Raw genomic sequence first — 13,064 nt, 5'->3', positions numbered from 1 at the left:
AGGAGAAGAAGACACGCATGCAGCAGAACCTTCGCACCATCCTCGCGACCACTGCCTCGGCCGCGCTCGTAGGCGGGTTGCTGCTCGCCGCCGGGGGAAGTGCCGTCGCCGCGCCGTCCGGGATGCAGGGCGACTTCAACGGCGACGGTTACCGCGATCTGGCGATTGCCGCGCCCCTCGGGAAGATCAGTGGAAGGGCGGGGGCCGGGTACGTGGCCGTCGTCTACGGCACCAAGAACGGGCTGGACAAGTCCAAACGCACCATCATCAGCCAGGCGACCACCGGCATTCCGGGAACGCCGGAGACGAGTGACTACTTCGGCGACCGTCTCACCACCGGTGACCTCGACGGTGACGGGTACACCGACCTGGTGGTCGGCGTGCACGGCGAGCGAATCGGCAGCACCGACTCCTCCGGCGTCCTCACCGTCGTCTGGGGCAGCGCGGCCGGGCTCAAGTCCGGTGTCGACATTTCGGCGCCGCTGCCCAAGTACCGGAACGAACTGGGCTGGGGCCTCGCTACCGGTGACTTCGACGGGGACGGACGCACCGACCTGGCCGCCGTCAACATCGCCGCACCCGAGCTGAACATATTCAAGGGACCTGTCTCCCGGACCGGCAAGGCGGCGGGTCTCGTCGGTATCGACACGTACGACCAGACCGGCATCAACGCCGACAAGATCGTCGCGGGGAATGTCAACAACGATGGCGCGACCGACCTCCTGGTCATGGGCCAGGAGGAGAGCGGCGACGCCTACCGGACCCGCAGCGTCCTCTACAAGGGGAGCAAGACCGGTCTCAAGGCGTCGAGCAAGGTCGCCGGGGGCTACGAGGCCGTCATCTCCGATGTCGACAAGGACGGTTACGGCGACATCGTCACCGGCAACTTCATGGAGAAGTCCGCCGACGAACCGAACGGCGGGCTCGGAGGCGCGATCACCGTGACGTACGGCAGCGCGGCCGGGCTGTCCACCCGTACGCCGGTCCGTATCACCCAGGACACCACCGCCGTTCCCGGCACCGCCAAGAAGGGCGACCGCTTCGGGTGGAGTCTGGCCGCGGGTGACACCAACCGCGACGGCTACGCGGACATCGCGATCGGCGCACCGGCCGAGGCCACGGGGAGCAAGCGGGCTACGGGCACGGTCACCGTGCTGCGGGGCTCCGCCAAGGGTCTGACCGGCACCGGTTCCAAGAGCTTCACGCAGGACACGGCGGGCGTGCCGGGTGCGGGCGAAGCCGATGACCAGTTCGGCTCCTCCGTCGAACTCACGGACAGCAACAAGGACGGCCGCGCCGAGCTGATCGCCGGGGCCTACGCCGAGAACGGGGGCGCGGGTTCGGTCTGGCTCTTCAAGTCCGGTACGGGCGGCATTACCGCCACTGGTTCGATGTCCTTCGGCGCCGCCTCGGTCGGGGGGCCCTCCGGTCTGTCGTACTTCGGCGACGTCCTCGCCGGATAGCCGCCCAGGGCCTGTCTCTTCGACTTCACGTTGATCGGGCCGCGGTGAGGGTGGTGGCCATGCCGCAGCTTGGTCACCGCCTCCGGAAGCTCGCCGCAGCAGTTGCGGCGGGCCTGGCCCGATCCGGGCTCGTCGTATTCAGCCGGAAGAATCAGCAACAGGAGACAGCCGCCGGCGGTCTGAGAGTCGAAGTGGATGAATTCGACGACGCCGCAGGCGGTATCTGGCTCCACTGGGATGTACACCCTTCCCTCCGGAAAGCGACGATCGAGGCTCTGCGGGAGCAACGACTCGATGACCCGGTGATCGCGGCCACGGGCCGTATTCACGAACAGATGGCATCGACGATGCTCTGCCTGCTGGGGGCACTGGGGTACGTCGCCGAGGCGAGCGACGACGACTACCGGCCCTTTGCGATCAAGGTGCTCTCGGCCGCCGTCTGAGCGACGGCCGTGCCCCTGGACAACGCCCCCTACCACCACTCCCCCTGGCACCGTGCGAGAAGCCGTGCCGGAACGTGCCATAGCTCAGGACAAGTGCCGCCGTCACCGGAGTGGAACTCGTCGCCATCGGGTACGCACGGACGCCGCCGCCCTCACCGGGTCCGCCCGGCGGCGTAGAGCGCGACGACTGCGCACACCGAACCACCCGCGGAGGAATGGCGGCTTCCTGCCGTCGCCGTCCCGGTCCGCACCGGCTCCACCCCTACCCGCCGCCGAGGACAGGTGGGCGGGATGGTCCGTCGGCCTCGCCCTTCTCCCTCTCCCTCCGACACCCAGCGCCGTGGGCGGCGGGCTCGCTCCCCGGGCGCCGCGGCGCATTTCCTCGCCCCGGGCCCAGGGTTCATTTTTGGCCAATGTTTTCGCGCCATGATTCAGCCGCTCCGAAGGTTGGATCCGTGCGGGCACGGTTCTGCCCAGCTCGGGCCGACAAGGTCGCTATCCATTAAAATCGGGAAGTAAGCCGCATTTTTAGCCGTTGACCTCCTACGGGCGCACGGATAACATCCAAATCTATTCGCCCTTCAGGAGAAAATTAATATGCGCAAGACATTGGCCTTCGCCGTCGCCTCGGCCGCCACGGTGGGTTCACTTTTCGCTTTCTCTGCACCCGCACAGGCCGCTTCCGGTTCGTGCCCCAAGGAAGCCTCCACCGGAATAGGTTTCTGCCTTTATTACAACTCGGGACAGGCCGGCGCCTATTACAGATGGAGCGGGAACACGGGCGGGGTTTCGAACCTCGCCGGCCTGGTCTACCCGAACAACGGCGCCGGTGCGGGACAGCCCGTCAAGAACAATGCAGCCTCCGCGTCCTACACCATGGGCGGCGGCTGCGTGTGCAGCGGTGAGTACGTACGCGTCTTCTTCAGCTCCGGCTACCTCGGCAACTTCGACACCGTGACGTCGAACACCGACAAGGCGCTCGTCAAGACGTACAACGAGAATGCCTCGTGGCAGGCCTACAGCAACCTGTAGCAGCCGTCCTCGTCATGGGTGCCCGCCACGCGAGGTGAGCGGGCACCCGCCCTTTTTCCGCACCCGGCATTCCCACGCGTTCTCGACGGGCAGATTCAATTCATGCGAGCCAGAATGAAGTCGCTCACCCTCGGCCTGCTCTTTCTCACCTTTTCGGGCGGCCTGATCTCGGCGTGCAGCGCCTCACCTACCGCGGAGAGCGAGGGTTCCGTCCCCCGGCCTTCGGAATCGGGAATTCCCGCCTCGGCCGCGCGGATTGCCAAGCTGACCGATCCTCTTCCCGGGCTCGCGTTCCCCGTCGAGGCGTACCTGGAGTCGCCCGCGCAGCTGCGCGACGTCGCCCTGGCCCAGCGCTCTCTGCTCGTCGCATGCCTGACCTCGGAGGACGTCGTCTACCGCCCTCCGGAGCCCTCGGCCCGGCGGGCCCCCGCTCTCACCGCCGGCCGCTACGGACCGGTGAACGAGGAACAGGCCGGCTACGGCTACCACTTCATGATGGCCGTGTCGTCCGCCCCGGCCCAGCAGAGCCAGCCGCGTGCCGACGAGCAGAAGGCCGTCGAGGAGTGTTCGGGGAAGGCGGCAGAACGCTTCCCCTCACTGGACGACGGCGGCGTGCCCGACCGCATCAAGGCAGCCAGTTACAAGGACTCCATGAACCAGCCCCGAGTACGCGAAGCCTTTGCTCGCTGGTCGACATGCATGGCGGCCGAGGGTTTCACGTACGCGACACCGGAGGAGGCCATGCGCGATCCCCGGTGGAATTGGCAGGCGGAGAAGGCGAGCAGCACGGAGGTCGGTGCCGCTCGACAGGACGTCGCCTGCAAGAAGAAGACCGGCCTGGTCGCCGAATGGTTCGGCGCGGAGACCGAAATCCAGAAGGAAGCCGTCAGGACGGAGGGAGCGAAGCTCCGCGAGGTGCGGGCGAGCATATCCGAACGGGCGGAAGCCGCCCGTGAAGTCCTCAAGCCCTGACCCCGGAAAACGCCGACGCTCAGCCGACGACGTGAACGAGCGTCCCCTTGGTGGCAAAATCCCACAGCGCTGTTCCGTCTGCGACGGTCTCGCGAATCGCGCCGGTCTTCACCGTGCTGTCCGGTGCGGGAGAGGCTCCGTCGACGGCGTTGGAGAAGGCTGAGCTCGCCCCGAAGTAGACCGCGTGCTCGATCTGCACGCCATCGCTTCCCGTGCCCTCCGCACGGCGGAAGGTCACCGGATGCTCCCCCTTTGCCGGGGGAATGTTGCCCGGCCACACGGTGAACGTACGGGTGGCGGACTCGTTCTCGGAGATCAGCCAGACCCTTTTCTGGGAAAGCGAGTAAACGATCCGCCGCCCGGTTCCGGAGTCAGCGGGAACCTCGTGCGTCTTGGGCTTGGGGGCGGAAGGGCGCGGCTTCGCGCTGGGCTTGGAATCGGAACTCGCGGCAGTATCCGCAGGTATGTTCCGGGAAGCCTGCACCGACAGAACAGAAATCGTGGCGAGGGCGGCGGTCAGCAAAACGACGATCCAGATACCGGAAGATATCCTGCGGGTCGACACCAGACTGCTCCCTCTAGGTCACGCACTGCCCTATACGGGTCAGCGTTCACGATCCTCAGCCTATCCGAGCCCCCGAACTTCGGTGCGGTCGCGTGTGACGCCCGTTCGCGGTGGCCAGTCGGGCAGGCGCCCTCGCCGATCCCGCCCGCCCGGCGATGGCTCGTTCGGGCAAGCGCACTCCCGGCCCCGCCCGCGGCGTGAGCGTCACGGGCCTGCACAGCCAGGGGTGACCGCCCGGCTGATGAACGTGCTGACCGAGCCGCACGCTCCCCTCAGGCCGCCACGCGGAAGCCGATGTTCCCCGTCGAGCTGTCCGGTGTGTTGGAGCTTCGGGCCGCGACGCGGTAGCGGTTGCAGTACGAGTCGTGGCACAGGTAGGAGCCGCCCCGCATCACCCGGGCCGTGTCCGGTGCGAACCAGTCCTCGCACCACTCCCAGACATTGCCCACCACGTTGTGGAGGCCGTAGCCGTTGGGCCGGTAGGACTTCACCGGGGCTGTGCCGAGGAAGCCGTCCTCACCTGTGTTCCGGGTGGGGAAGTCCCCCTGCCAGATGTTGCACATGTGGCGCCCGTCGGGCGTCAGTTCGTCGCCCCACGGGTAGCGCCGCTGTTCCAGGCCCCCGCGCGCGGCGTACTCCCACTCCACCTCGGTCGGCAGCCGCGTGCCCGACCACGCGCAGTACGCCTGCGCGTCGTTCCACGAGACGTGCACGACCGGGTGGTTCTGCCGCGTGGCGAAGGAGGAGCCCGGGCCCTCCGGATGCCTCCAGTCGGCTCCCGGAACCGCTCGCCACCACGGAACTGCCGCCACCTGCTGTGACGAGGCGGCGAGTTCGTCCGGCAGGAGCCCGGCGAAGACGAAGGAGGAGCCGAAGTGCTCGGCTTCCGTCACATGACCGGTCGCCTTGACGAAGGAGGCGAACTGGGCGTTGGACACCGCTGTGGGTGCGATGCGGAAGGCTGCCGTCGCGGCTTCACGGACCGGCCCCTCACCATCGGCCGGGAAGCCGTCCGGGTCGTCGGTGCCCATGAGGAAGCGACCACCGGGGAGATCGACCAGTTGCCTGCTGACCCGGAGGGCGGATGCCGACCTGGGCGGAGGCGGTGCGAGGGTGACCGTGACGGCCGGGGCGTCACCGTGACCCGGTGTGCAGCAGGATGAGGACACAGCGGCTCCTGGGGTAGGGCGGTCCGGCAGGGGCCCGCAGCGCTCGTCGGGCCCCTGCCGGAGGCTTCGCGTCCGGCTAGCCGACGCGGTCGGCCGCGAGCTGGGCCGCCAGCGCGGATATGCCGAGGTTCCGCTCTTCCTGCGGGGTCGCCAGGTAGAGGTTGTTCTTCAGCTGGTGCGGGTCGCCCGCGAGGTCGTAGTGCTCCCGGAACTTCAGCCGGCCGGTGCCGGACACCACGCCTTCGGCGTCGGTCGTCAGGTCGTAGTACTCGGTGTACTGCTTGTTCTTGGCGACGTACGACGACCAGGTCGGCGGGCCGCCCGCGGCGGTGCCCTGCTTCCAGAACTCGACGAGCAGGTGGTCGCGGCTGTACGAGGTCAGCAGCGACTTCCCGTCCTGCGAGTGCCCCGGCGTGACCCCGGCCGCGTCCAGGACGGTCGGCGCGATGTCGATGTTGGCGACGATGCGGTCGTCGGTGGTTCCAGCGCCCAGGCCCCCGGCCGGCCAGGACAGGTAGAACGGGACCTCGTGGGCGGGCCGGTAGGGCACCGACTTCTTGGTCCAGCCGTGGTCCGCCCAACCGAAGCCGTTGTCGGCGATGTAGATGACCAGGGTGTTGTCCAGCTGTCCGAGGGCAGTCAGCTTGTCCTTGAACGCCTGCACCGCGTCGTCGACGGACCGCAGCACCCGCAACTGCTCGGCACGGATCCGCCGGCCGTCGGCCAGGGTCCCGGTCGCGTTCTGCACGTAGTCCGGTTTGTCGCTCCGGTCGGCCTCGGGGACGGAGGGGCGTCCGTCCCACTCCGGCACGGCCGTTCCCGCGTACTTGGCCTCAGGCGTACGTGGCCCGTGCGAGGCGTACGGAGTGACGTACGCGAACCAGGGCCGGCTGTCGTTCGCGGCCTCGTCCAGGAAGTCCAGCGTCCGGTTCTTGATGATCTCGGTGGTGTAGCCGTTGATCGTCCGGACCGTGCCGTTGATGTTCCACCGGGCGTCGGCGTAGCCCGGCTGGAGCAGCGCGAACTCCTCGAAGTGCGGCGGGTTCTGCGCGAGCGTCCAGGAGTTGAGGAACTTCCCGAACAGACCGGTGCGGTAGCCCGCCTGCTTGAGGTACCGCTGAAGGGTGGTGTTCTGGTCGAGCTGGTACGAGGCACCGTTGTTCCGCACGCCGTGGTTGTGGGCGTACTGCCCGGACAGTACGGACGACCGGGACGGCGAGCAGAGCGGGGTGGTGACATGCCCGTGGGTGAACCTCACGCCTCGTCCGGCAAGCCAGCCGACCGTCTTGGGGAGCGCCCACTCGGTCTGTTTGGGCTGGTCGTCGGTGACGATCAGAAGGATGTTCGGGCGGGCCGCGGCGGCCGCGGGGCCGGCGGTGGCGGCCTGGGCCATCGCGGGAACGGCGGCCGCCGCGGCGGCCGCCACCGAGCCGGCGAGAAAGCCGCGCCGGCTCACCCTCGGTCTGTCGTTGTCACTCATGAGTCGTTTCCTCCTGTGGTCCGTCGAGGGGACGGCGGGCTCGGAATCGCATGCTGGACGCGCGGGATTCACGAAGGCCGCGCGGGGGCGGCACTGCCTGCCGGAATCAAGGAAGGACGCGCATGGGGCGTGGGAGCGCCGAGCGCCACGGGGATCCCGCAGCGATGGCGGCACGACGTGAACCGACTGGACCAGGACTGGATCACTGTCGCGATGAGTGCCCGACGAGGACCGGCTCGGGGTCGGGCGACGAGCAGCCAGGCTGGATGGTCACGCCGTAGCGGCCGTACAGAGCGCGCTCGCCAGCCTGCCGAGATCGACATGGCGGCGAGCAGCGAGCATTCCTTCTGCTGCCATGCCAGGAGACTAGGGGGAGCGGCGCAAACCGTTCCATGCACGGCGTGTGAAATCTGGGACCGGCCCGGCGCCGGCCGGCTCGTCCGTGGGGGTGAGCGGTTCGCGAGAGCGCGGCCGGAGGGGGAGGACACGGATCGCAGGGGCGCGTCCGGCGGCAGGACCGAGGACAGGCCGCGGGCGTTCCGCGTACCGGGCCACGTGGCTCCCGCCCCTCCCGGGCCGGTCAGGGTGGCGTGTCGCCGCGTCGTGACGTGTCGTCGAGGAGCTGCGGCAGGTCCTTGAGCCGGTCGAGGCCCTTGACGGCCCGGGCCGTGCGGTGGTTGGCGGCCAGGCGGTCGCGGTGGCGGTGCAGGAACGCCCAGTAGCCGGCGGTGTAGGGGCAGGCACGGTCTCCGGTGCGATCGGTGGGGCGGTAGGCGCAGGGCCCGCAGAGGTCGCTCATCCTGTTGATGTAGGCGCCGCCGGAGGTGTAGGGCTTGGTGGTCATGAGACCACCGTCGGCGTACTGGGACATGCCTACGACGTTGGGGAGCATGACCCAGTCGTAGCCGTCGACGAAGCAGCGGTGGAACCAGTCGGTGACGGCCGCCGGGTCCCAGCCGTCCTGCAGGGCGCGGCTGCCGAGCACCATCAGGCGGGGGATGTGGTGGGTCCAGCCGGTGTCCCGCACCTGGGCGAGCACGGTGGACAGGCAGTTGGCGGTGACCGCGTCGGCGTCCAGGTCGAGGAACCAGTCCGGCAGGGGAGCGGTGTGACGCAGCGCGTTGCGGTCCCGGTAGTCCTCACCGAAATGCCAGTACAGGTGCCAGACGTACTCGCGCCAGCCGGCGATCTGCCGGACGAAACCCTCGACGCTGTTGAGGGGCGCGTCGCCGGCCCGGAAGGCCCGTTCGGCGCGTTCCACGCACTCGGCCGGGTCGAGGAGTCCGAGGTTGAGGGGTGCGGACAGCAGGCTGTGGCTCATCACGGGGTCGGCGGCGAGCATGGCGTCCTCGTACCGGCCGAAGTCCGGCAGCCGGTGCTTGATGAAGTGCCGCAGTGCGGAGAGCGCCTCGCGCCGGGTTGCGGGGAAGCGCCTGGGGCCGTCACGGCCGACGAAGGAGACGTCGCCGTCGCGCTCCCAGCGATCGAGGTCGTGACGGACCTCCTCGTCGATGCCGTCCTCGCGCGGCTGCCAGGGACGCCGGACGTCGAGGGTCTCCTCGCCTCGCGGCGGGGAGTCGCGGTTGTCGTGGTCGAGGTTCCAGCGCCCGCCGACGGGCTCGTCACCGTCCATGAGCAGCTCGTGCCGCTCACGCACCCAGTGGTAGAAGCCCTCCAGCCGCAGGCTGTGCCCGCTGCCGCGGCCGGCCCACCGCGCGAAGTCGTCGTGGCTCACCAGGAAGCCCTTCGCCGGCAGGATCTCCACGCCCTCGAGCCCGCCGACGAAGTCCAGCGCCCGGCGCGAGGTGGGGTGGCAGACCGTCAGCCGGCCCCCTTCGTCGCGCTCCCGCGCAGGGCCCGCGTCCCTGCCACGGGCACCCGGACGGGAGGACGGCCGCTGCCCGAGGACCTGCTCCAGTCCTTCGGCGTACGTCTCGGCCCGGACATAGGTGACCCGGTCGCCGAGTTCGGCGGCACGGTGCCGCATCGCCGAGAGCACCAGATGAGCCTTGGCGCGGTGGAAGCGACGTCGCCGCAACACCGAGCGCGCCTCGATCATGACCAGCGGCGCCTTGGCGTCGGGACCACCGCGGCGCGGGTCGACGAAGTGCGGACCGAGCTGGTCCCCGAACAGCCAGTGGGAACGTGGCACCACGGAATTCCGCCTCTCTCAGCCGTTGCCCCGCGCGCGGACGCCACGCCGGAGGGACAGCACGGTCGGGACACGTACGAGTCGGGGGCGCCGATACGGCGTCGGCAGGGCGGTCGGCACGTTGCGCGATGCTCCTGCCATCAGACCTACCGCCCGGCCGATGCTGTCAGCCTCCGTCCCCGCCCGTGAGCCGACACTCCGTCGTCCCGTTGCGACGTTCCGTCCCCGGCGCCCGCGCTCGCGACCCGGGCGCATGCAGGCACCAGGGTCGGGTGGCTCCAGCGGCACGTCCGGGCGTGGCTTCGTGCTCTCCCCCGTGATGCCCCGGGAAGGGGCGGGTGCGGCCCACTCCCCCTTCCGTTGCGGAACATGGGGTTCCGCCGGGGCGGCCGAAAGCGTCAGGGAACCGACCGGGACCACGTGGCGTCCGGCACAGAACGACCGGTCGTCGACGGAGCCGGGAACGCCTGGGAGGCAGCTTCACCATGTTCGTTGTGCTGATGTACGGCGCCATGCTCTCGGTACCCTTCTGGGCCGTCGCGGTCGTGGTGAAGCTGCTCTCTGTCGCTCTCCCCGGGCGACGGCAGAACTGGGCCGAGGACCTGCTGCGGTGGAGCGCGGGCATGGCGGCTGCCGCAGCCGTCATCGTGTACTCGATCGGGCTCGGCGTGGTCCAGTGGGACGCGAGCGAAGCCGAGTCCGGCGCGGGGTCGTCCCCCGCCTTTCCCTGCCGCTCCCTCCCGCCCGGCACCCTCGGCCAACTCGCCGGGCACGAACCGTCTTACGTTCCGCTGGGCTTCGACTGCCTGCTGCACGACGGCCGCGTCGTCGCGGCCGACGGCCCCTACGGCCTGCTCAATGCACTGGCCGCCGGCTTCGCCCTGGCAGCGGTGCTGTCGCTGCTCGCCGTGGGCTTTCTGGACGAGTACCGGGCGCGGGCGGAGCTGAAGGCGGGGCAGGGCCGGGCGGTCGGCCCCGCGGAGGACTCCGGCTGAGGATCGGCGCAGAGGGGCCGCATCATGCCGGAGACCGCAGCGGCCGGCGGACGGACCTCCGGGCGCGAGTCCGTGTCGTCCGTCAGGGCGCTCGCATCCGGAGGACAGGGGGCGTGTTCCCCTCAGTCTCCGTGCCGGGCGGCCCGGACAGTGATCCCGGCGAGCACGGCGTCGAGCATCCGGTCGAACTCCGCCAGGGACCCGAAGTCGGCCATGAGGGGGGCGAGGGCGGCCATGGACGGGTACTCGGTCGCGTCGAACGCAGGTACGGCACTGGGTGCGTCGCTGGTGCGCGCCAGCAGGTGCCCGTTGAGGAAGCTGAACAGGACCATGGGCGCGTCCGCGACCACCTGGCCGGGCAGCCCGGCCTCACGCATCGCGGTGACCAGTTCCTCCAATGCGGAGACGGCCACCGGCGAGGTCTGGGCGCGCGTCACCAGGAGCGGGAACGCCCGGGGGTGCCGGTAGGCCATCTCGCGGTAGCTGTACGCGGTCCGGCGGGCGATCTCCTCCCAGCCGTCGGGTGCGTCATCGGTCATGGCAGCCGCGACCTCCGCGAGCACCGCCTCGGACACCGCGTCCATCAGCGCCGCCTTGCCCTTGATGTGGTGGTAGATCGACATCGGATCGACGCCGAGCTCCAGGGCGAGTCTCCGGACCCCGAAGCGCTCCAGCCCGTCGCGGTCGACCAGTGCGACAGCGGCGGCGGCGATGCGCCGACGGTCAAGTCCCGCCGAGGTGCCCTGGGTTCGTCTCGTCACGTCCGCTCCGATCCTTGTCAAACCTACGCCGTAGAAACTATCGTACGCGGGTAAAACCTACGGCGTAGGTTGTGAATGGCCGGTCCACAGGTCCCACCAAGGAGGAGACATGCGTGAGGTCACTGCCGTCGAGCGGCCACCTGAGCCGAGCTGGACGGAGATGACGGCCGAGGAACTGTTCACCTACCGCGACGCCGAGAACCGCTTCCGGGCCTCCGGTGCTGCGCGGGCGCTCCTCGGAGATCCGGATCCCGGCGCCGAGATCAGCTGGCAGGAGGTGGCGCTGCCCGGCCGCCGGCTCCCGGTCCGGGTGTACCGGCCGGCCCTCGCGCGCGACAGCGAGGACACCGGTCCGGCCGGGCTGCCACTCGTACTGCACGTGCACGGAGGCAGTTTCGTGGGCACGGCGGTGCAGTGCGACTGGGCCAACAGCCATCTCGCCGCCCACCTGCCCGCTCTCGTCGTCTCGGTCGAGCACCGCCTCCTCGCCCCGGGGAATCCGCTGTCGGACGCCGTCGACGACGGTTGGGACGCGCTCCTGCACGTGGTGCGGCACGCCTCGCAGTGGGGCATCGACCCGGCGCGCACCGCCGTGTTCGGCGAGAGCTGTGGCGCGTTGATCAGTGCCTTGTCGGCGATCCGCGCCGCAGAGGCGGGCCTCACGCTCAAGGCGCAGGTGCTGGTCAATCCCGCGGTCGACGTGACCGAGTCGATGTTCGACCACGCCTCGATCGCCGAGTACGGGTACAGCCCGACCCGCGCGGTGCCTCAACTACGCTTCTTCCAGCGGCTCTCCGTTCCACCAGGAGCAGACGCACGAGCTCTTTCACCGCTCTACGCCGACAGCCTGACCGGACTGGCCCCCGCCCTCGTGGTGGTGCCGACCCAGGACGCCGTGGCCGATCACGGCCGCCGCTACGCCGAGCGGCTGAAGGCAGCCGGGACACCGGCACGGCTCACCGAGTATCCCGGAGCACGGCACGCCTTCCTCACCCTCCCGGGCGTGGAGCAGCAGGCCGAGGCCGCGCGGGTGGAGATCCTCGAGTTCCTCCGAGCCTCCTTCGCCGCGTGACGGGCATGGCAGGCGTGACGGGCTTGGCCGACAGGGAGAGTGCGCTCCGATGACGAAGGAAGAAACGGTGAAGCGCATCGGCATCATCGGGGTGGGCGAGATCGGCCGGGCCATCGTGACAGGCCTGTGCGACGGGGACGACGGTTCACCGGAGGTGTTCCTCTCCCCCCGGGGAGCCCGCACGGCGGCGGAGCTGTCCGCGCGCTACGAGGGCGTAGAGGTCTGTGCGGACAACCAGGAGGTGGTGGACCGCTCGGAGGTGGTGATCATCGCCGTACGCCGTCAGGACCGGCACGGAGCTCTGACCGGCCTGAGGGTAAACGCCGACAGGACCGTGGTCAACGTAATGGCCGGCGTCGCCGACGCCGAGCTGCGCCGGACCCTGGCCACCGCCGCCCCGCTGGTACGGGCCATCCCTCTGCCCGCCGTACGCGAACGCTACTCCGTCACGGTGACGTACCCGGCGAACCCGTTGGTGGATGCTCTCTTCGAGCGTCTGGGCGGAGTGCTGCCGGTCGCGGACGAGGCGGCTTTCAACGTCTTCTCCGCACTGACGGGGACGTTGACCACCCATTACTCGTACCTCGCCACGCTCACGTCGTGGGCCGCCGGCCAGGGCATCGCCCACGGCGACGCCGACCGCTACATCCGCGGACTCTTCCAGGGCGTCGGCCGGACCCTGGACAACGGGACCCGCTCGCTGCACCAGCTCGCCGCCGACCACGAGACTCCGGGCGGAAACAACGAACGCATCCGCACCACGTGGTTCGGCCCGGCCGCCTCCGAGGCCCTCCACAGGGCCCTCGACGGCCTCCTCGCCGATCTGAGGCAGCCCGGTGCCGAGGACCTCCTCACGCCCTGAGTGCCCGCGAGCCGGGCGCGAGCCTCCCACGGCCCCGGGGTACGCGGAACGTCGGTCTCGGCTCCGCCCGGGGAGAGCGCCGGCAGCACCCGGGGAAC

Annotated in this window: 13 protein-coding genes; 7 read left to right on the top strand and 6 right to left on the bottom strand. The window is 69.8% G+C overall.

Annotation, left to right across the window (positions count from 1 at the left end):
• Positions 1-17 precede the first annotated feature (17 nt).
• From ACFUNE_RS29355 to ACFUNE_RS29340, 4 genes are all read left to right on the top strand, one after another.
• The gene (locus ACFUNE_RS29355; RefSeq protein ID WP_383574261.1) at positions 18-1,463 is read left to right on the top strand and encodes an FG-GAP-like repeat-containing protein; all 1,446 of its coding nucleotides are present in this window, start codon (positions 18-20) and stop codon (positions 1,461-1,463) included.
• 59 nt (positions 1,464-1,522) lie between these two features.
• Positions 1,523-1,906, top strand: a complete 384-nt coding sequence (locus tag ACFUNE_RS29350) for a hypothetical protein (RefSeq protein ID WP_383574259.1) — start codon at positions 1,523-1,525, stop codon at positions 1,904-1,906.
• Between the two features lie 597 nt (positions 1,907-2,503).
• Positions 2,504-2,938 carry a hypothetical protein gene (locus ACFUNE_RS29345; protein ID WP_383574257.1) on the top strand — a complete coding sequence of 145 codons (435 nt, stop codon included), beginning with the start codon at positions 2,504-2,506 and terminating at the stop codon, positions 2,936-2,938.
• A gap of 102 nt (positions 2,939-3,040) precedes the next feature.
• Positions 3,041-3,910, top strand: a complete 870-nt coding sequence (locus ACFUNE_RS29340) for a hypothetical protein (RefSeq protein WP_383574255.1) — start codon at positions 3,041-3,043, stop codon at positions 3,908-3,910.
• A 19-nt stretch (positions 3,911-3,929) separates the two neighbouring features.
• On the opposite strand, the gene ACFUNE_RS29335 is transcribed toward ACFUNE_RS29340, so the two are convergent.
• The 5 genes from ACFUNE_RS29335 to ACFUNE_RS29315 all read right to left on the bottom strand — a co-directional run bounded on the left by ACFUNE_RS29335 (position 3,930) and on the right by ACFUNE_RS29315 (position 9,279).
• A complete protein-coding gene (locus tag ACFUNE_RS29335; RefSeq protein WP_383574253.1) occupies positions 3,930-4,475 on the bottom strand; it encodes a hypothetical protein in 546 nt (181 codons plus the stop codon).
• A 272-nt stretch (positions 4,476-4,747) separates the two neighbouring features.
• A complete protein-coding gene (locus ACFUNE_RS29330) occupies positions 4,748-5,644 on the bottom strand; it encodes a formylglycine-generating enzyme family protein (RefSeq protein WP_383574252.1) in 897 nt (298 codons plus the stop codon).
• Between the two features lie 76 nt (positions 5,645-5,720).
• Entirely contained in the window at positions 5,721-7,124 is a 1,404-nt protein-coding gene (locus ACFUNE_RS29325) for a sulfatase (protein ID WP_383574250.1), read from the bottom strand.
• Positions 7,125-7,394: 270 nt separating this feature from the next.
• Complete coding sequence (locus tag ACFUNE_RS29320; protein WP_383574422.1) at positions 7,395-7,466, bottom strand: putative leader peptide; 72 nt, start codon at positions 7,464-7,466, stop codon at positions 7,395-7,397.
• A 238-nt stretch (positions 7,467-7,704) separates the two neighbouring features.
• Positions 7,705-9,279, bottom strand: a complete 1,575-nt coding sequence (locus ACFUNE_RS29315; RefSeq protein ID WP_383574248.1) for a cryptochrome/photolyase family protein — start codon at positions 9,277-9,279, stop codon at positions 7,705-7,707.
• A gap of 482 nt (positions 9,280-9,761) precedes the next feature.
• Here ACFUNE_RS29315 and ACFUNE_RS29310 point away from each other — a divergent pair, with 482 nt between their 5' ends.
• Complete coding sequence (locus tag ACFUNE_RS29310) at positions 9,762-10,271, top strand: hypothetical protein (protein WP_383574246.1); 510 nt, start codon at positions 9,762-9,764, stop codon at positions 10,269-10,271.
• A gap of 122 nt (positions 10,272-10,393) precedes the next feature.
• On the opposite strand, the gene ACFUNE_RS29305 is transcribed toward ACFUNE_RS29310, so the two are convergent.
• The gene (locus tag ACFUNE_RS29305; RefSeq protein WP_383574244.1) at positions 10,394-11,032 is read right to left on the bottom strand and encodes a TetR/AcrR family transcriptional regulator; all 639 of its coding nucleotides are present in this window, start codon (positions 11,030-11,032) and stop codon (positions 10,394-10,396) included.
• A gap of 109 nt (positions 11,033-11,141) precedes the next feature.
• On the opposite strand from ACFUNE_RS29305, the gene ACFUNE_RS29300 reads away from it, so the two are divergent.
• Complete coding sequence (locus tag ACFUNE_RS29300) at positions 11,142-12,104, top strand: alpha/beta hydrolase (protein ID WP_383574242.1); 963 nt, start codon at positions 11,142-11,144, stop codon at positions 12,102-12,104.
• Positions 12,105-12,153: 49 nt separating this feature from the next.
• The gene (locus ACFUNE_RS29295; RefSeq protein WP_383574240.1) at positions 12,154-12,966 is read left to right on the top strand and encodes an NAD(P)-binding domain-containing protein; all 813 of its coding nucleotides are present in this window, start codon (positions 12,154-12,156) and stop codon (positions 12,964-12,966) included.
• Positions 12,967-13,064 lie beyond the last annotated feature (98 nt).

Source organism: Streptomyces sp. NPDC057287 (assembly GCF_042667905.1).
In the GTDB taxonomy this organism is placed as follows: domain Bacteria; phylum Actinomycetota; class Actinomycetes; order Streptomycetales; family Streptomycetaceae; genus Streptomyces.
This window is presented reverse-complemented; position numbering and strand designations above follow the sequence as displayed.